Source organism: Parabacteroides sp. KHUB-02, from assembly GCF_056640955.1.
Window position 1 is genome coordinate 368,629 of sequence record NZ_JBWQEV010000002.1, and the last position, 22,556, is coordinate 391,184.

20 protein-coding genes and 1 tRNA gene are annotated in these 22,556 nt (G+C 42.5%); 5 read left to right on the forward strand and 16 right to left on the reverse strand.

Annotated elements, in window-relative coordinates:
* Nucleotides 1-112: 112 nt before the first annotated feature.
* The 11 genes from ACYIA1_RS22090 to ACYIA1_RS22140 all read right to left on the reverse strand — a co-directional run bounded on the left by ACYIA1_RS22090 (nucleotide 113) and on the right by ACYIA1_RS22140 (nucleotide 11,868).
* Complete coding sequence (locus tag ACYIA1_RS22090) at nucleotides 113-1,090, reverse strand: glycosyltransferase family 2 protein (RefSeq protein WP_048927431.1); 978 nt, start codon at nucleotides 1,088-1,090, stop codon at nucleotides 113-115.
* Nucleotides 1,091-1,144: 54 nt separating this feature from the next.
* The gene (locus ACYIA1_RS22095; RefSeq protein WP_011966445.1) at nucleotides 1,145-2,110 is read right to left on the reverse strand and encodes a polysaccharide pyruvyl transferase family protein; all 966 of its coding nucleotides are present in this window, start codon (nucleotides 2,108-2,110) and stop codon (nucleotides 1,145-1,147) included.
* Entirely contained in the window at nucleotides 2,103-3,062 is a 960-nt protein-coding gene (locus tag ACYIA1_RS22100; protein WP_011966446.1) for a LicD family protein, read from the reverse strand. Before ACYIA1_RS22100 ends, ACYIA1_RS22095 begins: the two co-directional genes overlap by 8 nt.
* 6 nt (nucleotides 3,063-3,068) lie before the next feature.
* Nucleotides 3,069-4,319: an oligosaccharide flippase family protein gene (locus ACYIA1_RS22105; protein WP_011966447.1), complete on the reverse strand. Its 1,251-nt coding sequence runs from the start codon at nucleotides 4,317-4,319 to the stop codon at nucleotides 3,069-3,071.
* 84 nt (nucleotides 4,320-4,403) lie between these two features.
* Nucleotides 4,404-6,215, reverse strand: a complete 1,812-nt coding sequence (locus ACYIA1_RS22110) for an aminotransferase class I/II-fold pyridoxal phosphate-dependent enzyme (protein ID WP_011966448.1) — start codon at nucleotides 6,213-6,215, stop codon at nucleotides 4,404-4,406.
* 225 nt (nucleotides 6,216-6,440) lie between these two features.
* A complete protein-coding gene (locus ACYIA1_RS22115; RefSeq protein ID WP_011966449.1) occupies nucleotides 6,441-6,782 on the reverse strand; it encodes a hypothetical protein in 342 nt (113 codons plus the stop codon).
* Between the two features lie 137 nt (nucleotides 6,783-6,919).
* Nucleotides 6,920-7,678, reverse strand: a complete 759-nt coding sequence (locus ACYIA1_RS22120; RefSeq protein ID WP_057327109.1) for a DNA-binding domain-containing protein — start codon at nucleotides 7,676-7,678, stop codon at nucleotides 6,920-6,922.
* Between the two features lie 51 nt (nucleotides 7,679-7,729).
* The gene (locus ACYIA1_RS22125) at nucleotides 7,730-8,872 is read right to left on the reverse strand and encodes an MraY family glycosyltransferase (RefSeq protein WP_048927434.1); all 1,143 of its coding nucleotides are present in this window, start codon (nucleotides 8,870-8,872) and stop codon (nucleotides 7,730-7,732) included.
* On the reverse strand, nucleotides 8,869-9,258 hold the full coding sequence (locus tag ACYIA1_RS22130; RefSeq protein WP_005868192.1) for a hypothetical protein: 390 nt from the start codon (nucleotides 9,256-9,258) through the stop codon (nucleotides 8,869-8,871). The genes ACYIA1_RS22125 and ACYIA1_RS22130 overlap by 4 nt, the downstream gene beginning before the upstream one ends.
* 46 nt (nucleotides 9,259-9,304) lie before the next feature.
* Nucleotides 9,305-10,408, reverse strand: a complete 1,104-nt coding sequence (gene nusG, locus ACYIA1_RS22135) for a transcription termination/antitermination protein NusG (RefSeq protein WP_480336400.1) — start codon at nucleotides 10,406-10,408, stop codon at nucleotides 9,305-9,307.
* Between the two features lie 524 nt (nucleotides 10,409-10,932).
* Nucleotides 10,933-11,868 (reverse strand): tyrosine-type recombinase/integrase, encoded by a 936-nt coding sequence (locus tag ACYIA1_RS22140; RefSeq protein WP_480336402.1) that lies wholly within the window; start codon nucleotides 11,866-11,868, stop codon nucleotides 10,933-10,935.
* A gap of 85 nt (nucleotides 11,869-11,953) precedes the next feature.
* On the opposite strand from ACYIA1_RS22140, the gene ACYIA1_RS22145 reads away from it, so the two are divergent.
* Nucleotides 11,954-14,776 (forward strand): sugar-binding domain-containing protein, encoded by a 2,823-nt coding sequence (locus ACYIA1_RS22145; protein ID WP_224202478.1) that lies wholly within the window; start codon nucleotides 11,954-11,956, stop codon nucleotides 14,774-14,776.
* Between the two features lie 516 nt (nucleotides 14,777-15,292).
* On the opposite strand, the gene ACYIA1_RS22150 is transcribed toward ACYIA1_RS22145, so the two are convergent.
* On the reverse strand, nucleotides 15,293-16,204 hold the full coding sequence (locus ACYIA1_RS22150) for a ThuA domain-containing protein (protein ID WP_005856231.1): 912 nt from the start codon (nucleotides 16,202-16,204) through the stop codon (nucleotides 15,293-15,295).
* Nucleotides 16,201-16,698: a hypothetical protein gene (locus tag ACYIA1_RS22155; protein ID WP_008780436.1), complete on the reverse strand. Its 498-nt coding sequence runs from the start codon at nucleotides 16,696-16,698 to the stop codon at nucleotides 16,201-16,203. The genes ACYIA1_RS22150 and ACYIA1_RS22155 overlap by 4 nt, the downstream gene beginning before the upstream one ends.
* Before the next feature lie 100 nt (nucleotides 16,699-16,798).
* Here ACYIA1_RS22155 and ACYIA1_RS22160 point away from each other — a divergent pair, with 100 nt between their 5' ends.
* On the forward strand, nucleotides 16,799-18,043 hold the full coding sequence (locus ACYIA1_RS22160) for a family 20 glycosylhydrolase (RefSeq protein ID WP_259013048.1): 1,245 nt from the start codon (nucleotides 16,799-16,801) through the stop codon (nucleotides 18,041-18,043).
* A gap of 125 nt (nucleotides 18,044-18,168) precedes the next feature.
* On the forward strand, nucleotides 18,169-18,732 hold the full coding sequence (locus ACYIA1_RS22165; protein ID WP_121956618.1) for a sugar O-acetyltransferase: 564 nt from the start codon (nucleotides 18,169-18,171) through the stop codon (nucleotides 18,730-18,732).
* 13 nt (nucleotides 18,733-18,745) lie between these two features.
* Here the strand turns inward: ACYIA1_RS22165 and ACYIA1_RS22170 are convergent, their stop codons facing one another.
* Together ACYIA1_RS22170 and ACYIA1_RS22175 are read right to left on the reverse strand one after the other, a co-directional pair.
* Entirely contained in the window at nucleotides 18,746-19,648 is a 903-nt protein-coding gene (locus tag ACYIA1_RS22170) for a helix-turn-helix domain-containing protein (RefSeq protein WP_005868179.1), read from the reverse strand.
* A gap of 145 nt (nucleotides 19,649-19,793) precedes the next feature.
* Nucleotides 19,794-19,867: transfer RNA gene (locus ACYIA1_RS22175), tRNA-Asp, on the reverse strand.
* Nucleotides 19,868-20,011: 144 nt separating this feature from the next.
* On the opposite strand from ACYIA1_RS22175, the gene ACYIA1_RS22180 reads away from it, so the two are divergent.
* Together ACYIA1_RS22180 and ACYIA1_RS22185 are read left to right on the forward strand one after the other, a co-directional pair.
* Entirely contained in the window at nucleotides 20,012-21,325 is a 1,314-nt protein-coding gene (locus ACYIA1_RS22180; protein ID WP_008771858.1) for an aminotransferase class I/II-fold pyridoxal phosphate-dependent enzyme, read from the forward strand.
* A gap of 120 nt (nucleotides 21,326-21,445) precedes the next feature.
* Complete coding sequence (locus ACYIA1_RS22185; protein WP_005856219.1) at nucleotides 21,446-22,042, forward strand: YqgE/AlgH family protein; 597 nt, start codon at nucleotides 21,446-21,448, stop codon at nucleotides 22,040-22,042.
* On the opposite strand, the gene ACYIA1_RS22190 is transcribed toward ACYIA1_RS22185, so the two are convergent.
* Nucleotides 22,034-22,549 (reverse strand): GNAT family N-acetyltransferase, encoded by a 516-nt coding sequence (locus tag ACYIA1_RS22190; RefSeq protein ID WP_005868177.1) that lies wholly within the window; start codon nucleotides 22,547-22,549, stop codon nucleotides 22,034-22,036. The genes ACYIA1_RS22185 and ACYIA1_RS22190 overlap by 9 nt on opposite strands.
* Between the last annotated feature and the right edge of the window lie 7 nt (nucleotides 22,550-22,556).

A 22,556-nucleotide genomic window follows, 5' to 3' on the forward strand; every position in this document is an offset into this window, starting at 1 on the left:
TGGATCAAACCCGTAAGCTTTAAATGGAAAGAAATAAACAAAGAAGCAAAATATAATCAGTATATTTTGATACCACCTAACTTTAGGCATAATGAATCGAGTACTATAAGATTTAAATCACAAATCTTTTCCCTCTATTAGAGAAAATTCCACTTAACAAAACAGACAATCCCAATTTGATTCTCGAAGAATTTTTAACAAATAAAGAATAATCCTTCGACAGTATAAAATGCTTTATTCTAACATAAGAATTTTCCATAGACATATACAGCATACATAGTACCAATGTCAGAATTTCAGCTGCATCAATATGCTCCTTTCTTATAAGCGAAGATACCTTTTCAATTATTTCACAGTTCACTACTTCCGGCAACTTTATACCATATGGCACTAAAACATGCTGAACATTTTCTCTTCTCACTATTTTTGATATTAAATCTTGTTCATCACTATATTTTGCGGTTATTTGGTTGTTCGAAATACGATAAAACAATACAACATCTTTGATATTGGCAATAGAGTTAGGATGTGAAAAAATTATATCACTCCAAAACTTATAATCTTCCGCATGTTTATATGAGTCATTGTATTTCAATCCAAACTGCTTAATCGCACTGTTCCTAATAATAGTTGTAGGATGATACAAAGGACAGTTTATCAAAGATAAATAAAGTAAATCTTCATATTTTTGAGGCAAAATAGGAGCCATTCCAGTCAAGCCTCCTATATACTCCATTTGCCCTCCGCATACAAAGCATTCAGGATTTGAATCCATATATTTTACTTGTTTGTAAAGCCTATCATCAAACATTATATCATCAGCATCCATTCTAACGATATATTCACCTTTAGCAAGCGATAATCCTTTATTAAGCGTCTTGATTAGACCAATATTTTTCTCATTCTTATAATACTTTATACGCCTATCAATATTACTATACTCAATTGCGATTTTTGAGGTATCATCCATAGATCCATCATCAATCAACAGCACATCAAAATCTTTAAATGCTTGTCGCATAATGCTATCTAAAGAGTCTCTAAGATAAAGTGCCGCATTATATGCAGGTAGTAAAATTGTAACTTTCATTTATTGTTATGTTTGCAGATAAGATTTCGCAATGATGTCTATAACAGAAAAAAATTAGCTCATCAATTCTATATTATCAAACTCACGGAGCCATGTATCATAATAATTTTTACACTTATTATATTTATTATCAACAATTATCACTTTCTTATCCATAAGAATACCTAAAATTAGTCCATGAAGACGCGTTGTATAAATAATTTCATAGTTCGAAAAAAAATTTATTCCCTTATAAATATACCGCTCTCTATTATTTTTTCTATTTAAACCATATATAGGACTCACAAAAACATTTAGAAATTTACATTTTTGCAATCTCTTAGAAACCACCACTTTAAAATACTCAAAATATGAGTACAATAATAAAATATATTTATTATTAGAAAATGTAGGCCAATCTTTTACGTCAAAATCTGATTCCAACTTAAAAGTTATATCATCTATTTCTGAATCAGTGCGAAGCATGAATAATATACAATCATTCCTTACCTTTCTCATCGGCATGGCTTCAACATCAACAAAGAAAGCCATATCAGGCAGTAAATACAGTTTTTTTGCATCTACATAATTAGACAATATATCCATAGACATTTGGTCTCTCAAACAAATATGAATATCCGCATGATTGTTAAATATTTTACAATCTATTGGAAGAATACTTTTATTATTATACCACACCGTTTGTGGAAATATTATTATGCGCTTATCTTTAAATTTCTCTGCAATATATAAACGATGCTCTTGACACTCTCGATACAGATCTCCCCAATTTCCTCCTCCATGAAATAAAATAATTTTGGCATCCTTTATCTTATTTTCATCCCAATTATGAACATTTGCCGAGTAAATACACTTATAATGAATATTTTCAAGAAATCGAAGTTCTCCTTCCCAAATAAGATTATCACCAATATTAGGATGGTTGGGTACATCCAACAATACATAATCAGCATTTATTAAAGGAATCAGCTTTTTCTTTATCAAATCCCTATAACTCAAAATTTTATCACGATTACTCATAAATTTTTATTTTCATATATTCAAACACTCCCAACAATCTTATCTGCACTAATATAATACGCATCCTGTACAACAATCCTCTGTTAGTATGTTTAAACATCGACAAGCACAAGTTAAAACGATTATCTTTCAATTGCCTTTGATAAATTTGACATGCTACAGGTGCTCTATGGCAAATATTTGGGTAACTCATATAATCTCCATACAACTCTTTTAGCAAATAATCATAATTATTCGGAACCGGCAACAACATATTCTCAAATTGCAGCATTTTTAATGGAAACAAATCATTATAGGTAAGCTCAAATGTATTAGAAAATTCAAAATAAGGATGAACCATTATAACATTTTCTAATCCAGAATCTACTAACCCATATTTATAATTATAGTATTCTAAAAAATCCATTTGTTCATTTTTATGGCTTAAAGTTTTTTTCATATAACCATAAGATTTACCAAATATGATATAATTTGCAGTATCTCTATAAATATTATTTTCTATTACATTATCTTTATTTTTAACTATACAATTAACAGGTCTAATATCTATTTTAACAGGAACAAGAACACAAGAACCCTGAGTACGAGAAAATACTTTTTTACTGGCAAAAAAGTTACAAGTATGTTCTACTAATGGCTCGTTATAAAACAGTGCAACATCATTGTGCATTTCACAATACATTGATATTTCTTTAATTAACCTAAGGTAATCCTTTTTTAGCAGAGAAATATCCAGATCATCATCCCATGGAATAAATCCTTTATGACGTACTATACCAATCAAACTACCCCCATCTATCCAATAGGGAATATTATTTTCTTTTGCAATAGTATCTATTATCAATAATAGACGTAGCATTTCTTCGTGTACTTTTTCCAACCCTTCAACAGTATAATACTTCAAACCATCACGATTCACCAAAATATGTTTTTTTTGCTTATCAGATAACATACGCCATCAATTTAATATATTTTTATATTTAACGATACAAATCCTATACAACGCAACAAATAATTCGGGTGCAACAAAAGCCAATGCCATTGTATAAAGATTTACTTTAGAAAAACTGATAAATGATAATAACATCAATATATATAACAAGACAGAATATACAACACTTAAATTATATTCCCTTGAATACCCTTTAACAACTAAAACAGAAGCACCAAATAGATAGCTGATCCCCACTATTGGAACATATAAAACCATAATCTTTAATATCGAAACGGCCCCTAACATTGAAGTATCACTTAATAATAAAATAATATTAGGAGCAAATAAGTAAACAAACAAACAAACAAAAGCACCAAAAAGCAGCACTATCTTAATAGATTTTTTCACTAGCAGCATATTTTTACTCTTAGCTACATTTGGATATATAACTTGTGCTACTAATGAAAATGGAGTTTTTAAAATTGAAACTATCTTAGCACACAAATCGTATATAGCAACCATATCATAAGAAAAAAAAGTTCCTATCACTAAGACATTACCTCTTTCCATGACAATAGCAGATAAACGAGATGTAAAAAAAGGAAGACTTTCTAAAAAATCCTCTTTCATCCTATACTTAGACACCTTCACAAAATATATATCGAACTTTTTTTTAAGGATAATAACCGATAATACTGATGTAAAAAAACCTCCTATTGAATATAATACTGGAATACAAGCATAGTCTTTTTTATCATGTACGAACAAAAAAATTAAAATTAGACATGAACACTTTGCCACAAAAGTGATAATTGTTATAAACTTCATCCTTTCTAGTCCTTGAAACAACCATGTAGGAAAAAACACTTCTTGAATGCAAAGTCCTATAAATCCAAGGAGAATAACAGAGTAATCATATTTCAAGAATATTAATACGAACAACCCACTCACCAAGCATATCGCAAATATCAATAGCTTTTGATATACAATACTTGAATATATTTCTCTAATTTTAAACACATTAGTTCTATTTTCACTTATTTTCCTTGTTGCAGAAACGTTATAACCAAAATTTATTATAATAACTACATACGCAATAATAGCTTGACAAAAAACAACTACCCCATAGTTATCGGCTCCAACAGTCCTTATAACGTATGGATATGAGATCAAGGGAAGTAATAATCCTATGATTTCTAGAATTGACAAATAAGTAAAATTGGCAAATAACGTTTTTGCTGTTTTATTATTTTCCAGTTTTAAGAAAGAAATCATTTTATAGATATTAAGTATATTTACCCAAATCGGAGATATTGCATTTTCCCCGTATATCAATAATCAGTGGAACAACAATTTCTATTACAAAAGTTCGTTAAGTGCTTTTATGAAATAAGCATTATCAATTCTGTTGCGTATAGCCAAGCGAATATACTGTTTGCAAGCAAAGGCTGATTTTGTGCTACAGTCTTTAACAAGAATGTTGCAATGTTTCAAAAGGAGTTGTGTAAGTTCTGTAGCTTTATATTTATCTGTCACCTCGCATAAGAAATAATTAGCCTGTGAGGGTATCACACGCAAGAAAGGTATTGATCGCAAATCTTCATAAAAGCGTTGGCGTTCTGCGATAAACTTTTCACAACCTTTCTTATAGTCGCTCTCATACTTCCCGTAAATCTGCATATAGAACTCGGCAAACGAATTGATATTCCAAATAGAGATATCACTTTTGATCTTCTTGATTAACTCGATGTTACCCGAAGCCAACACGCCTAAACGAAGACCGGGAACACCGTATGACTTGGAAATACTCTTCATCACTACCAGATTCTCATATTGTTCCAATACATCATCACACAACAAAGTATTATTTTCATAACCTACGCTGAAATCGACAAATGATTCGTCAACCACCATACGGATTCTTCTTTGTTGTGCCCATGCTATCAAATCCAACAAATCAGCGTATGGAATGAAATTCCCAGAAGGATTGTCAGGATTTACCAACAGCAAAGTAGAAATAGGCTTATCAGAAAAGAAAGCTCTCAAATCGGAAGCAGAATAAGAGAAATCCCTATTATCCGGCGTAAAGCAAATTAGCTGTTCCTTATCGCAACGATTTGGGTACTCTTCAAACGTCGGATATATGACACCAATCTTTCCCTCTATCTGTTCCATAAGAGACTTGATCAGCTCAGCCGCACCATTCCCAATTACGGCATACTCTTTTTTAATATGAAAATACCTAGCTATCAGTAACGAATTAACACGCATTCCAGAAGGATATTCAGCCAATAACACGTCAAAATTAGCCTTCAACTCATCCTTCAACTTCTGAGGTGGAAAAAACGGATTGACCAAATAACAGAAGTCTAGTAAGTTCGGAAAACGCCAATAACCACCATAGCGCTTTTGATAAAGCGACAAGCGATCTTCTTCTGTGGCAAAAATCGTTTCCGCAATGTCCAAGTCCTGCACATCGTCTATCTCATACCACTTTTCCCCCTGCAAAGGCAAGGCTTTCAATTCACATTTATCCAACAGTGTAATCACCCGAAGCACTTGCTCGTAATACTCATTATTGCCCAGAGCCTTAGTATACGCTTCCAAAAAGGGAACATAATTCGTAGTGGAGAACTCTTTGCTGAACTTGTAGATATTAACCGTTTTGTAATAATAATCTACATCTCCGTATTTAAAGGCTTTCTTAGGAATAAAATTGACAATATTATTCTCCTCATCCAAGCGAACCATTGTTCCGTCCATCCAAGTCTCGTACTTTGCTACCAGCGCTAAATTAGGGTATGGATTATAGACAATCATCGGGAAAAGAGTATCATCGAATATCAAATCTGATTCTATCAATAATGTATCATCTTTTTGCAGCTCTTTCTTTGCCAAGGAAAGCGAATAAATATTGTTCGTCTTATCATAAACTGGATTTTCTATATATTCTATCTTCAATCCTTTATATTTGTGACCAATATAGTTACGTAGAAGATCCCCTTTATATCCGATAACTATTATTACTTTCGACAAATCCAACAGGGAAAGCTGAGTTAATATACGATCTATCAAGGAAGTACCATTAACTTTCACCATACACTTTGTATTATTACGAGTCAATTCCCCGAGGCGTTTTCCCATACCCGCCGCTAAAATAATCGCTTGCATATTAATTAGTTTGTACGTCTATATTTCAATTATCAAAAAGATGTTTCAAGGTCAAGTAAAGAGAGGGAAACTTTAACCTTCCTTTCTCACAGAACCATACTAAGCAGTCTCCCATCACACGACTCTCCGCACTTAACTCATATGTTATTTGTTTATCATACTAAAAAGGATCCGGTTATATTTAGGCATCATATACCTATACTCCTTCTCTTATTCAAATTCTTCCTATTTGAGGCAAGAAGTACAGACCGACAAATCCTCTTGATAGTTATCAGGCCCAACCATGCATTTATCATAAACACGTTTCATTGCTGTTTTTCTTCCCTTTCCTCTTTTGTCATGTAAACACATTGAAAAAACATCAGGATTATGTTCTTTGGGATCACTATCAAAAGGTTCGCCCTGCTCCTCGCACATCTCCTGAATCGCAACATTCGCCTTATCCTTGATCCATTCATACTCGCCATTTATATAGTTACTATATTTACTGGCTCTAAAGTTTAATCCGGTATCGGTTACAATACTCTTTAAAACATTGAATGATGTATGATGATAAATTGATTCCATTCTTTCCTTCCTTTAATTCATTTAACACAAGGTTCTGTATTCCTCATTTGTCCCAAGCATTGGGACTGATAACTCCCATGCCTTGGGAATTACCTGTCTCAACACTTGGGACAAAGAACCACTAGCTCATAAGATCATCAAACCTCATCCGGACTCTCACTGTCACCGCCTCCATCAGCAGGTTTGCCGCCAATCCAGATCGGGGTACTGATACTGCGGGGTACTTTCAGCGTGTAGGAGTTCGAATACTGCGTCGTCACAGTCAGCGTGTACTCACCTTCCGCCAAATCAGCCGGCAGGAGCAACGTGAGCGAAGAAGGGTTGTTGATGGTGATCTGGTCATCCGTCAGTTTCGTGGTGGCACCTTTGGAGTCGGTCAGCGTAACACCTACCGACTCGTGGTCGCCAACCACTTTCAACATCGCCCCACGGACGAAGAAGTTGTGACCCGCAGTGGCGCTGCCGTCTTTCAAGCCCGTCTTACGATCCTCGGTCTCCAGGATGTACATGATGTTAGACTTCTCGCCGAGGATCTCCACCACGGTCTTGGCGATCGCCTCGCGCAGAGCCTTGTCTTGCGTGAAAGAGACGTAGATGGAATTATTCTCCTTGTTCCAAACGCCGCCCTCAACCACGCCTTTCAACTGGGGGACGGCACGGAACAGACCCGTGTTCACGCTATAGCCGTTTAAGATCAAGTCCATTACTATCCGATGGTAGAGGGTCACAGAGTGACGCATCGTCTCCGGGCGTAGACCGGTGTCTTGCTTGTACATCTCCTCCAACACGTCATCCAAAGTTAAACTTCCGGCCGAGGCCAGTAACAAGATCTTGTCCGTCTTGTTGTCGGTGGTCACCGCATTATCGATGAGCCAGCCTTTCAATACTTTCTTCATGGTATTTTGATTTATAGGAAGGACGGAATTGCCCTTCCCGGCTTTCCTTGTCTAGAACCTCTTGTCGAATGCCGATTCCCTCTTCTGCCGATTCCGGGCGATCAGCCAATCGATCAGCAAGTGAAGAACCGTCCATAGAGACAGGTTTAAAAATAATATACAATTGACATTCAAATGATTAGCCAATACAATATTCAATGCGATAAAGAAAACGGACACGCAAATGATCGTCACCATCACCATCCGCACCCGCATACCCGTGCGCAACAACTTATGATGGAAATGGTTCTTGTCCGGCAAGAACGGGTTCTTGTGCTCACGAAGGCGGCGCAGCACCACACGTACCACGTCCAGCAACGGTACCAAGACCGTGGAAAAGGCAATCACCAAATAAGGATCCGAACGCTCCGTAGAGGTACTATTCGATACGCATAAATGAATGATCAGGAAACTGATCACGTAGCCCAACGTCAAACTCCCAGCATCGCCCATGAAGAGCTTATGCCCGCAGTTGGCATTGCCAAAGACATTGTAGCACCAGAAAGGCATGAGGATTCCCAGCGTACAGATAGCGAGCAAGGCATAAACACATTGATCTTGAATGAAAAAGAACACGCTCAAGACCGATAAGGCGATACAGCACAAACCGGAGGCCAGACCATCGATCCCGTCAATCAAGTTGATAGCGTTTGTCACATAAACCACGGCGAAAACCGTGACTGGCACACCCAGCAAGGCCGGGACCGAATAGATCCCGAATAGGCCTCCCAGCGTATCGAGCCAATTGCCGGACAACACCAGCAGGAGGGCCGACACGACTTGTACGATGAACTTGTAGCGGTAACCCACCCCGACCAAGTCATCGCAGACACCCACCAGATAAAGAAGTGTCATGCCCACGAACAAGAAAAGATACTCATGGAGCATCTCGATCGAGAAGCTAGACAGATCCGAGGGCCACAGATAAAGGCGAAAGCCTATCACCAAGGCAAACGACATCAAGACCACGGGAAAAAACGACAGGCCACCCAAGCGGGGAACCGGGGTCGTGTGTACCTTTCGAGAATCCGGGACATCATACAGTCTTTTCTTGTGGGAGATCACCAAGATCCTCGGGATGATCACCATGCCCAAAGACACGGAGATCAGATATCCGGACAGTAATAACAATAATAGAATTTGCACCTCACTCATACGATCTCACTTAATGAAGGCAACCCCTTCACCTCGCCGGCATGCCACGCTTGGTAGTCCTCATGGGAGAGTTGGGATGCTGTTAATAATTTGTAATCTATGTCGTCTCTTCGCAAGATGTGCCTGCGGGCATACGAGCGGAGCGAACGATCCGTAACGGACACCATCACCACCGGGAACGGGTAGCCGAGCAAACGCATTGGCGTAATCTCGCTGTCCGGGAACACATGGCGCAACTGATAGGCCGAGCGCTCAAATGCCACCCAGTAAGGACCCGTGCAATACAGGTGAATCGAGTTTTGGTTCGCACGCTCGCGGTTCATGATATCATTTAAATGCTCGTTCAGCAACCTCACCAAACGAACGCCGGAAGGAAGGGAAGACATGTTTTGAATTATGATTGTTGAATTATGATTTAAACTGTCAACTCTATTAGTGTCTCAGCCATCGATCGTAATCGTCCAGCCGGCGGATCAAGGATAACTTGCTTTTCTTGGGCGAGGACTCACACCGCCACGGGTCCACAACCTCGTGCGCCATCTGCCGGTAGAGACTGCTGTCCGTGCAACCGTAGAGCGTCACCAGCAACAAGGCACGGGATTGCGGAGCCTTTACCAACGGGAGCATGCTTCGCATCGTGGCGAACAAGCGTACGAACTCATCCTCCTCGCCTAACAGCTTGTAGGTAGGTAGGAGCGACGAGTAGACCTTGCAGCGCATCACGTCCGTCTCCGCACGGAGAGAACCGTAGGATCTCAATACCTCACGGGCCAAACGAGTATCCTCCTCAGATACGCTGCCGGAGGCATGGTAACGTCCCAAGGCATCGTGCAAGCCCTCCCGCAGGCGATCGTTGTCCAGATGGGTATAGGCGTGCTTGCCCTTGGTGTTCAGCTCGATCAGCTCATACTCGCCCGGCTTCACCTCCAACAAGGGGACCCACATGCAATCGAGGATACGCGCCATGACATCTTTATGCCCGCCACCCGGCTGGATCACCACCTCCGCCTCCATACCGGTAAAATAACCGGACGTGATACGCACGCGATCACCTTTTAGCAGGCGATCGCTGTCAGGAACGTACACCGGAAGCTCGTTGGAATAAGATTCAGCCACCCAACGTAAATTACCCATCTCGTCATCCGACAGATAAGGGAAATGAGTCATGCCTCCGGAAGAGACCCGGGGAAGGAAATTGTATAGGGGAAGCGTACGCTTCATCTGGAAGATCTCCTCCACGGAGGACCGGATAAACACGTAGTTGAACAGCAGGGGCCGCTTCGTGTTTACCATCTTTCCGTCCACCTTCCTCACCTCCACATAGGAGGGGGCGAAATACTCGAACAACGTCTCCCCACGACGCTCGCGCCGGGAAAGCTCGGCATCCAAGCTTTTAGCGGGGCTGATCCTGTCGCGTCGTGCCACACCCGTAGTAGGAAGCGTGAGCACGTACCAGCGTACAGTCTTCAGGTCATGACGCTTGCCAACCCACGCCGTACCCCTCTCCGAGCGACCGTCTCTCAAAACATTCATCATTATGATTATCTTTTCCTAAGATTATATCAAGATCTCCACTCAAGCCTCACGACAATTCAAAGCCCTACCAAGAGCACCGTATTTACTCCTGATAAACAACACTTTATGTCTTTAAAAATGGCTTTTCTGAAAATCACCATCGCTTGAAATATTAAGCTACTTGGGAAGTAGCTTAAAAGGTTGGAAAATGGTTATTACCCAGTTGTAGAGACGGAGCACGCTCCGTCTCCCACCGTCTGACAGTAATTTAGAATACCATTTTGAGGGGATGAGACGGGGCACGCCCCGTCTCTACAAGAATGTATGTTCGATTTTTAGGAGGGACGTGATGATGTAGGAAATACGAGATCATTTCGTCTCTATTGCCATGTCTATGCACTAGGAATAAGAACGAAGATTTAAGGAGAATCAAGGTCGGAGCACAAACTAATGAACAAACTAAGCCTTATGATTGCTTGTTATTTGTTATTTTTTATTACTTTTGCGCCGTGAAAGAATACGCTACTTCCCAAGTAGCAAGCCTCTTACCCCACTTTGGGTATCGGTTTACACACGCTCTCAAAACAATTCCGGTTCACCTTCGATAAACGTTCCAACGAGAAGCTCTTCAAATAGATCTGTGTTGTCTTAATAGACTTATGCCCCAACAACTCACTGATAACCTCGATCGATACATCTTGTTCCTTCAAGAACGAGGCGAATGAATGACGGATCGTATATGAGGTGACCGGAAGCGTAACGCCTGTCGATCTCGCCAACAACTTCAAGTCATGGTTAAAGCGGGACAAGGTCCTGTTATATTCTTTGTAGGCCGCCTCACCGGTTCTCGTTCCACTCAAAAAAGGAAATAAATAAAGGGATTCCTCTGCCGTACAAGCGGACAGCTCATCCAACAGCCGCAACGCCCCGGAGGGAATCTCCAACTGTATGAGAGATCCGCTCTTTTGTCGGTGATACTGCAATATCCCATCCCGGATATTCTCCCATTTCAAATGCGCAAGATCCACAAACGCTATCCCGCTGAACGCAAACATCAACCGAACGGTCAACTGTACACGCCGCAAGGATTGATCCTCCAATTCAGCGTTAAACATACGCTCCAGCATCTCTTGCGGCAACGCCTTCTTCCGCTTGCTTTCAACGCCCGTGAAGACATCCTTGAACAGGTTGGGTACAAAGGGAGCCTCGTTCGCCTCCACGGCTAAGTTATAAATGTGACGAATCCGACGCATATAGGTAGACACCGTATTCAACGAACGGCCCCCACCCAACAACCATGACTGATAGCACAAGAGCGTATCCCTATTAATATAGGAATAAGGTATCTTCTCCATACCGCAGAAACACTTGAACGAGTTCAAGGCATCTTGATAGCTCTTCGCCGTGGAATAATGCTTTTTTTCACGCAGACGAGCTATGTAGACTAACAGGCCCGTAACAAAATCTTCTTCTTTTTTCATATCTTCTCCTTAATAAAAAGGCCAAAAATACTACCTTTGTCCACTGCTAATTGAGTAAACCCTATTTAGAGTAAAAAACATTACCATGAAGAGATTTTGGAGTATTCCACTTATGCTCATGCTATTCGCATGCCAAACTCCCAAAGAGAGTAGAGAGGAATTATCGCTTGCCGGTTGCTGGGAATTACGATTGGATTCAACAGATGTCACCGAGCAAGTTCAATTACCGGGTACCACGGACACCAACCAAAAAGGATACCCTAACAATGACAAGGAGGAGACAACTCATTTATCTAGGCCCTTCCGCTATCAAGGTAAGGCTTGGTATCAGAAAGAGATCACGATTCCAGAGAATTGGGAAGGCAAGAGCATTTGGTTAATCTTGGAGCGAACAAAACCGACCCAAATATGGGTAGATAGCATATATGTCGGTTCATCCGACCATATTTCCACCCCTCAAGAATACGATCTGTCCACATATCTCCGGGCTGGGAAGCATCACTTGACTATTCTAGTCGATAACGGTTTGAGCGTTCCACCCCAATTATTGGACAATTCACACGCTTATACGGAATCCACGCAGACAAACTGGAACGGTATTATCGGAGACCTGAAATTGGAAGCCCGTCCACAATTCCATATCCGCCGGATACAAGTATATCCACATGCGGATCAAAAAACGGTGGACGTAAAAATAAAGCTTTCAAATCCATTCGAGCAAATGATCGTAGCCGCCGTTCAAATAGAGATGGAGGCTTTCAACACAGGCTTAGAGCACCATATCAAATTCAATAAGAATATCGTAGTTCAACAAGACGAGATCATATTCCAAATACCGATGGGTGATGACGCCTTGGAATGGAGCGAGTTCTCCCCTACCCTGTATCGCTTGACCGCGAACATCCAAGGAGAGAATATCCAAGATAGCCAAAGTACTACTTTCGGATTAAGAGATTTCAAAGCAGAAGGAACACAATTCAACATCAACGGATTGACCACCTTCCTTCGTGGAAAACACGATGCTTGCGTATTTCCGCTTACAGGCCATGTACCGATGGATACCGCAGCATGGAGACGCTATTTCCGCATCGCCAAGGAATACGGTATCAATCATTGCCGTTTCCATTCATGGTGTCCTCCTAAAGCTTGTTTCGAGGCGGCCGATATCGAAGGTTTTTACCTCCAACCGGAACTACCTTTCTGGGGAAAGATGGAAAAGGGCGATACCACTTTGATCCATTTCCTCACCAAAGAAGGATTACAAATACAGGAGGCTTACGGGAATCACGCCTCTTTCGTCATGATGGCGATCGGCAACGAGCTTTCCGGGGATCAAGAAGCGATGGTAGACATGATCGCCCGTTTCCGTAGTGAGGACGGACGGCATTTATACGCATCTGGATCGAATGACTATCTAGGCTTCAACGGCCCTGCGGCGGGTGACGATTACTTCACGACCTGTCGAGTCCCCGGCGCTAACGTATTCAGCAACCATACCCGGGGTTCCTTCTCTTTCGCAGATGCGGAGGATGGCGGTTATATCAACCATACCTATCCAAACTCGGTCATGAATTTCGAATCCGCTATCGAACAATGTTCATTGCCTATCATCGGACATGAGACCGGGCAATTCCAATGTTATCCGAATTATGAGGAAATCAAGAAATATACCGGGGCACTAAAACCTTGGAATCTGGAGATATTCCGCAAACGACTGGGCGAGTCCGGTATGGCCGGACAAGCGGATGATTTCTTCAAGGCTTCCGGTAAATGGATGGCGCAACTTTACCGGGCCGAGATGGAAATGGCGTTCCGTACTCCGGGAATGGCCGGCTTCCAATTATTGGATTTACAGGATTATCCGGGACAGGGCACGGCGTTAGTCGGTATCTTGGACGCTTTTATGGATAATAAGGGCTTGATAACCGCCAAGGAATGGAAAGAGTCTTGCGATGATGTCGTATTACTGGCTCTCCTACCTAAATTCTGTTACTCTGGGAATGAGGCGCTCAAAGGCTCCATCAAGGTAGCGAACTATACACCTACCACTTTAAAAGGGAAACATCTAACTTGGACCTTGACGAATAGTCAAGATCAAGTAATCGCCCAAAACAACATACCGCTGCAAATCAATCAAGGTACGTTGGCCGAGGTAGGCCCATTAAATATCGCTTTACCTGCCATTCAAGAGGCTGAGACCTATACTTTACGGCTGGCGATCGAGGGCACGGATTATCACAATCATTATCCGTTATGGATTTATCCGGAACATAATAACGTGCAAATCCCTACGGATATCAATGTTATTAAGAAATGGGATAAACAGGCCGAGAACTTATTGGCGAACGGGGCGAAAGTATTGTGGTTCCCGGATGCCAAGACTTACAAGAACGTGACGGTAGAAGGATTATTCCAGACAGATTACTGGAATTACCGGATGTTTAAGTCCATCTGCGAATGGGTAAAGAAACCGGTCTCTCCGGGTACCCTCGGATTATTAATGAATCCCTCTCATCCGGTTTTCGCTCATTTCCCGACGGATTTCCATACAAACTGGCAATGGTTCACGATGATAAAGAATAGCCATCCGTTGATACTAGACCAGCTTCCGAATAATTACAGGCCGATCGTACAAGTGATCGATAACGTGGAGCGTAACCATAAATTAGGGATGATCCAAGAATTCAATGTCGGCCCGGGCAAGTTATTAATCTGTATGACAGACTTGGAAACCCAACAAGAATACCCGGAGGCCCGTCAATTATACCATAGCTTATTAAGTTATATGGATTCCTCCGAGTTCTCGCCTCAGATGACATTAACGCCCGCTCAATTGATCGAGTTATTCACGCATCAAGTCGGAGATTCGAAGATTAAGGAATTAGGGAATATCTCGTATGACGAGTAAGCGAGATGACAAATATACGATCTAATCCTGTCTTTTTAATAGATATAAGGCGTATCTTGTAACACAACCTTTTGAGAGAGATTGCCAAGTAGAGGAAAGAGGATAGCTATATATGGCGCTTTTTACTCAAAAAGGCCGCTTTTTATACACGATAGGTCATGAAAGCCTACGCAACTAGTCGTGTTAGGCAACGCCAATAGTCACGTTGGGCATCGAAAGCAGTCATGAATAGGGTTATGAACTGTCATGAATAGGCATCATAACCCTATCATTTCCCCATCGTAACCCTATGAGATAGCCCAAACAACCCATAAGATATGAATTACGATGAACTAATTTCGCTAGAATGAAAGGCTGTTTTTTGACATCTATCTATTTAACAAACGATTACTGATTTTTTCTTGCGTATTTAGGAGCGAGCCGTACTTTGTCCCGGAAAAATCGATTCTCCGGGACTTAACTTTACAATTTGTCAATTTGATTATTCTGTCGAAAGACACCATCTTATTAAGGCATTTAATTCGTCGCATGGAAAGGAGCCTTGAATTCCGGACGGAGCGTACAGGTATCTTCCAATGGGAAATCCCGAGGGGCCTCTTGCGTCACTTCCCCGGTGGCTGCCCATTCAGCCCCTCTTAGTAAGGTTACCTGAAAACCCGTACACTCCATCGAGTAAATCATATTCGGGTCATTGCCGCAATGCCCCAACAGATCGACAAAGACACGCCCCTTCCCCCACTTCACCGTCCACATCAACGGTTCATGGCGTCCACGCTCATAAGCGGTAGCCAATATCTCCACATTCCGTACCGGACCACGCAAGCGGGTATAAATCTCGTCCTTGAAATGTTTCCATCTTATAGGCAGACCTTTCAAAATAGGGTGCTCCGGCGCACGATGCTCTAGGATCGTCTCATGCTGCAAGCCATGATAACCCGCATAACCGGGTGTATAATCGTATACATATTTGCCCTCTTTCCAATACAGGTAAGGACCGTCTTTCTCGTTTCGCCCCTCCCAAGCTCCCATGCCGATTATCTCGTTGTACGCTTTCCAACCGGCCATAGGTACCACGGAGGAATGGATAATCACGACCCCACCACCATCCGCTACATAGTTCTCGAAAGCTTTTTGGACAGGCTCGGGCCAGACTTCACCTCCGTAATTAACAACAACCAAGTTATATTTAGCGAAATCGGGCTTAAAGGTATTTATATCTCCTCCGAAATCCGGGGTAAAGACGAAATCCACCTTAAACATTCCACTGTTCTCTAAGATCTGCTTCATGGCCTCGCAAGCACCTCGCCAATAATGACTGCCATCTTGCCCGGCGATCATCATCGTTTTTATCACCTTTTTCTGGGCGTAAGAGGTTGAGGCTGATAAGGCGCAACAGATAAGCGCTATAAAATAGATATACTTTCTCATGGTTGTTGGGGGTTAAATTTTTCACTCTCGGGGCTCCATTCGATACGGTCGTAGCAACGGGTGGTTCGCAAATTATATCCTCGCTCATCAACCGTAAACTTCCCATCCTTGAAATAATCGATATATAACTCGGAGATCCCGTCATTATTGCGATCCTCCACCGTAAGCGCATATTTATCCGTCACATAGATCTCATCCGATATATATTGGATCTCTTTCGTATAATTATCCACGATCACGTAATAAAACTTAAACAGGTCGAAAGTAGGGTAATGCCCATTATCCCGCCCGAAAAGCATGACCTCTTCCATAGCGGCATCATCATCCATATTCGCTAAAACGGATTGTTGAAACCAAAAGCCGTCTTTTTGCGCTTGCGGAGGAATCCGGTCCCAACCCTCTTGATGGGCTGTCACCCGGAATTGGGCATGGGCGCCCATACAAACGAAAAGTAGGAGAACCCAATAAATCAATCGTCTTATCATGTCTATCATTTTTAATTATTATTCATATTTATAAGGCACAAATGTAATGATATGTCTCTTATTGATTATATTTGTCTTGTATTAAATTCACCTTTAGTCTAAATATATTATGAGCGATCAACCAATAGATTTTACGCAACGTAACATAGCCATCGACATCCTCCGGGCCGTCACGATATGCGTGATGATCTTCGAAAGCGTACATCAAATTAAAAATTTAAACATTAAAACATATCACTATATGAAAAAGATTATCGGACTATTCTTGCTTATATGGGCTATAGGTTCGGCCCAAGTTTCCGCCCAATCAGAGACAAACCGTTTAGATAGTATCATGCCCGTACGAGGCTTGGCCATCGCCGCTCCATCCGCGCAGAAGTTGGATCTATTCTTGAAGTTTGTCCAAGAGGAACTGGCTCCCAGTCATTTCAACTTGTTGATTCTACGGGTAGACTGGAATTATGCCTATGAGTCCCATCCAGAACTGAGGGATCCGACCCCACTCACACGAGAGGATGTGAAAAAGATCGTAAAGGTTTGCCGGGATAACGGAATACGTATCGCTCCCCAGATCAATCTCTTGGGGCATCAATCATGGGCTGAGACTACCTACGCTTTATTACGTGAGTATCCGGAGTTCGACGAGACGCCACACGTGGATACCAAGAACTATACGGGTTGGCCCAACTCAGACGGGCTTTATTGTAAAAGTTACTGCCCGCTTCATCCGGAAGTACATAAAATCGTATTCGCTTTAGTAGACGAGTTGACGGATGTTTTCGAGACTCAATTATTCCATGCTGGGATGGACGAGATCTTTTATATCGGACATGATAGTTGCGTCCGTTGCGGCGGACATGACAAAGCTGAGTTATATGCCGGTGAGGTCACTAAAATACAAAACCACTTAGCCTCACAAGGCAAACGATTGATGATATGGGGAGACCGCCTGATCGATGGCAAGACTACAGGGATCGGCGCTTGGGAAGCCAGCATGAACAATACCTACCGTGCGATCGACTTGATCCCGAAAGATGTTTTTATCTGCGACTGGCATTATGAGCGTGCCGAGCAAACCGCTGTTTACTTTGCCATGAAAGGCTTCGACGTTGCTACATGCCCTTGGCGTAAACCTCAGATAGCGCTTCAACAGGTAGATGATATGATCCATTTCCGCCAGCATTCAAATCCGGAAATGTCTCGCCATTTCCAAGGAATTATCGAGACAGTCTGGTCCGGTGCAGACAGTTTCCTCGAGGCCTATTATAACCCGACTACCTATAAGCAAGAGGTCTCGGACGCTGTCACGGTCAAGAAACTGATTGAGAAATATAAGGCCTTGGAGAATCGGTGAATGTAATTTAGGTCATAATTCCTGTAATCCATCTACAAAAGTTTCTCTGGATTTCATCGATCTTTGCCGTTGCAATCGAAAAGGGATAAACAAACCAAGAAGTAGAACTTATTAAAATAGCAATTATGACACTAAACGAATTCTTAAAGTACGTAGAAACAGGAAAGCCTCTTAAAGGAGACGAGGTCCATCAGTTTATGAACGAGATGAGCGATGAGGCCAGACGCATGACATTCGAGTTAAACGGCTCATATCACGATCCCGAGGAAATCCGTGAGCTGTTATCCCGCTTGTTTAATAAGCCGGTCGATCCGTCTTTTCGTGTATTCCCCCCGTTCTATACGGATTTTGGGAAGAATATCACGGTAGGCAAGAACGTTTTCATCAATGCTTGCTGTCATTTTCAAGATCATGGCGGGGTGACACTGGACGACGGTTGCCAGATCGGGCATAACGTGGTCTTTGCCACCCTCAACCACGGCTTCGCCCCCGAAGACCGGAGCACTACCTACCCTGCCCCGATCGTTCTGAAAAAGAATGTCTGGGTAGGCTCGAACGCAACGATCCTCTCCGGCGTAACCATTGGCGAGAACGCTATAGTCGGAGCCGGCTCGGTAGTTACTAAAGATGTACCGGACAATGCCATCGTGGGAGGTGTTCCCGCCAAGGTCATAAAATACATCCAATAACCCGTAACACCGATTACGACATCTGGGATTTCCGATATTCATTCGGGGTACACCCCACGGTCTTCTTGAATATGCGGCTGAAGTGCTGGGAGTATTGGAATCCTAGGTCGTAAGCGATTTGGCTGACGGTCTTGTTTGTCCCTAATATCCATTCTTTCGCTAAGGAAATAATCCGGTCTTGTATATTTTCTTGGGCAGTTTTCCCTGTCTCTTTCTTGATCAGATCACCGAAATAGTTCGGGGACAAACAAATCTTCTCGGCGAAATACCGTACAGTAGGTAGCCCCTCCTGTCTTAACAGATCGCTTTGCAGGTATTCATCCAGTAATCGTTCGAACCTCACCAACACATCCTTATTCGTCTCCGCACGGGTCGTAAACTGACGGTCATAAAAACGCAGGCAATAATCGAGCAGCAACTCGATATTCATCGCAATCAGCCGTTTGCTATGCTTGTCGATGGAGTGCTCCAACTCGATCTGGATTTTCCTCAGGCAATCCACGAAGATCCCCTTCTCTTCCTCAGAGAGATGTAACGCCTCGTTTGATTCATAGGAGAAGAAAGAATAACGCTTGATGTCCCGTCCCAAAGCCGTACCACGGATCAAGTCCGGATGGAAAAGCAACCCATGCGCCAAAGGCCGGGTCCCATCCTTAAGCTCAATACCCGTCACCTGCCCGGGAGCGAATCCTATTACGGTTCCTTCTTGATAATCATAATATTGCCTCCCATACCGAATATCCCCGCATTTCGTATCTTTCAGGAAAAGTCCGTATATACCATAATTAACCCGGAAATTAGTAGGCCATGTCTCGGACTTGGATAAATCTACCACGCTCACCAATGGGTGCAACGTCTCCAAGCCAAACATCTTGTTGTATTGATCAACGGTATCGATCTTTATTAGATTCTCCATAAGGCTATCTGTTTTATTGGTCTCAAAGATAAACATTCCCAATATAACAACCTCATGCCATCAGGCAAAATCCATCGAACCGGATGATATCGTACTAAAATATGTATTAAAGGAAAATTTAAAAAGAGGAAGGAGAAATAAAAAGCGGTCTGGACGGGACTCGAACCCGCGACCCCATGCGTGACAGGCATGTATTCTAACCAGCTGAACTACCAGACCAAAATGTTATTCTTTATCGCTATTCCGTTGAATTGCGGTGCAAAGATAGGTGCTTTTTTTGAATTCGCAATAGTTTAGGATGAAAAAATTAGAACAAATCGATAAATTTCATACTTTTGTCCCCCATATATAATTAACACTAGCATGAAAAATACTCCTGTAGACTATCAGACAGCCAGACGGATTATCGATGGCTTTGGACTTCCCGATTTTGGGAAAGCGACTATCCGGGAGGTAGTTGCCATATCCACGCAATTGGAACAAGAAACGGGAACCGAGTTCATCCATATGGAAATGGGCGTACCGGGCTTGAAAGCCGCTCAAGTAGGCGTAGACGCTGAGATCGAAGCCCTTCGTAACGGTATAGCGTCTATCTACCCGAACATCAACGGAACTCCCGAAGTGAAAAAGCAAGCTTCCCGCTTTATCAAGGCGTTTATAAATATAGATATAGACCCGGAGTGTTGCGTACCCGTAACCGGTTCCATGCAGGGCACATACGCCTCTTTCCTTACGGCCGGACAATGTACGCCGGGAAAAGACACCATCTTGTTTATCGACCCCGGATTCCCCGTGCAGAAACAGCAAATAGCCGTTATGGGCTATAAATATGAGTCGTTCGACGTATACGAATACCGTGGCGAGCGATTGCGTGAGGCCTTGGAAACGCATCTTTCCAAAGGCAATATTGCCGCGATGATCTATTCCAACCCGAACAATCCGGCTTGGTTCTGCCTCACCGACGAGGAGTTGAAGATCATCGGCGAGATGGCCAATAAATACGACGTGATTGTCATAGAGGACCTCGCCTATTTCGCCATGGATTTCCGCAAGGACCTCGGATGTCCTTTCGAGCCTCCTTACCAAGCGAGCGTAGCCCGTTATACCGATAATTATATCATGCAGATATCCGGTTCCAAAGCGTTCAGCTATGCCGGACAGCGTATCGGCGTGACAGCGATCTCCAATAAACTTTACCATCGCTCCTATCCGGGATTGACTCAGCGTTATGGAGGCGGTACGTTCGGTACGGTATATATCCACCGTGTCTTATACGCCCTATCTTCCGGAACCAGCCACTCGGCCCAATTCGCCTTAGCCGCCATGTTCAAGGCCGCCGCAGACGGTACGTTCGACTTTGTCTCGCAAGTGAAAGAATACGGACGTCGAGCGGAGAAACTAAAGAAGATTTTTACGGATCATGGTTTCACAATCGTTTATGATCACGATCTGGACCAACCGATAGCCGACGGTTTCTATTTCACGATCGGTTACCCGGGAATGACCGGCGGACAATTGATGGAAGAGCTGGTTTATTACGGAGTAAGCGCCATATCATTAAGCACCACAGGCAGTAACCAACAAGGACTACGGGCTTGTACCTCTTTCATAAAAGATCACCAATATGATTTGCTGGACGAAAGACTGAGATTATTCGAGGAAAATCATCAAGCATAAATTAACAATAAGCCCGGTCGGTTCACGTTTATTAACTTGAATCCCGGGCTTTTCATTTGCTTCTTATTAAAAAACGCCTTATATTGTCGGTGAATTAGTAACAACCTAACATTCACGATCATGGCATCTTATAAAAATATATTTAAAATAACACATAACGATGTCCTTCCTATTCAAGGAAGTATTCTGATTGCCGAGCCTTTTTTACAAGATGCCTATTTCCAACGTTCCGTCGTATTATTAATAGAGCATACGGAACACGGATCGATGGGATTTGTCTTGAATAAAAAAACGGATCTTATCGTAAACTCTTTTTTCAAGGAGTTTGCCGAATTTCCGGAGATACCGATTTATCTGGGGGGGCCGGTCAGCCCCAACCGTTTGTTCTTTATTCATTCCTTAGGGGATAATATCATTCCGGACGCATTAAAGATCAATGATTATTTATATTTCGACGGGGATTTCAACGCATTGAAACGATACATCCTCAACGGGCACCCAATCGATGGGAAAGTGAAGTTTTTCTTGGGATACTCCGGATGGACCGAAGGGCAATTAAACCATGAAATCAAACGGAACTCGTGGGCCGTAAGCCATATCACCACCGATAATATCCTGTCTGCCGATGGGGAGGGCTATTGGAAAGATTCCGTAGAATTATTAGGCAATGATTATAAAACTTGGACAAAATATCCGAAGGACCCGTATTTAAATTAACTGCATTATGCAGACATCGGAATAACCATCCGGTGTCCTGATCCAGTCCTTAAGCGTCCCCGCCTCGACAAATCCCAGACGGGTAAATAATTTCTTGCTAGGCTCGTTCGCCACGGGAATATGCACATAAAGTTGATGAAGCTTCAAAAACGTATAAGCGTATTCCATCAATAGTCTTAACGCTTCCGTAGCGAAGCCACGTCCTTGATACTTACGATCCAGCATAATACCGCAAGCCGCCCGGTTCGGATGCGGCTCAAAATCGAATAAGTCCACGATCCCCACGGAAGTCCCCGTATCGCAATCCTCGATCATGAAGCGAAGTTGGCGAGACTCATAGATACTCCGGTCGCTACCCGCTATATATTCCTTCAATATATAACGGGAATAGGGAGCCAAGGTATTCCCTACTTCCCATAACTCCGGATCATTCTCCCAACGATACAACAACTCCAGATCCTCTGGTTCCAATGCCCTCAAACGGACTCTATCATTCGACAATAACATATTTACC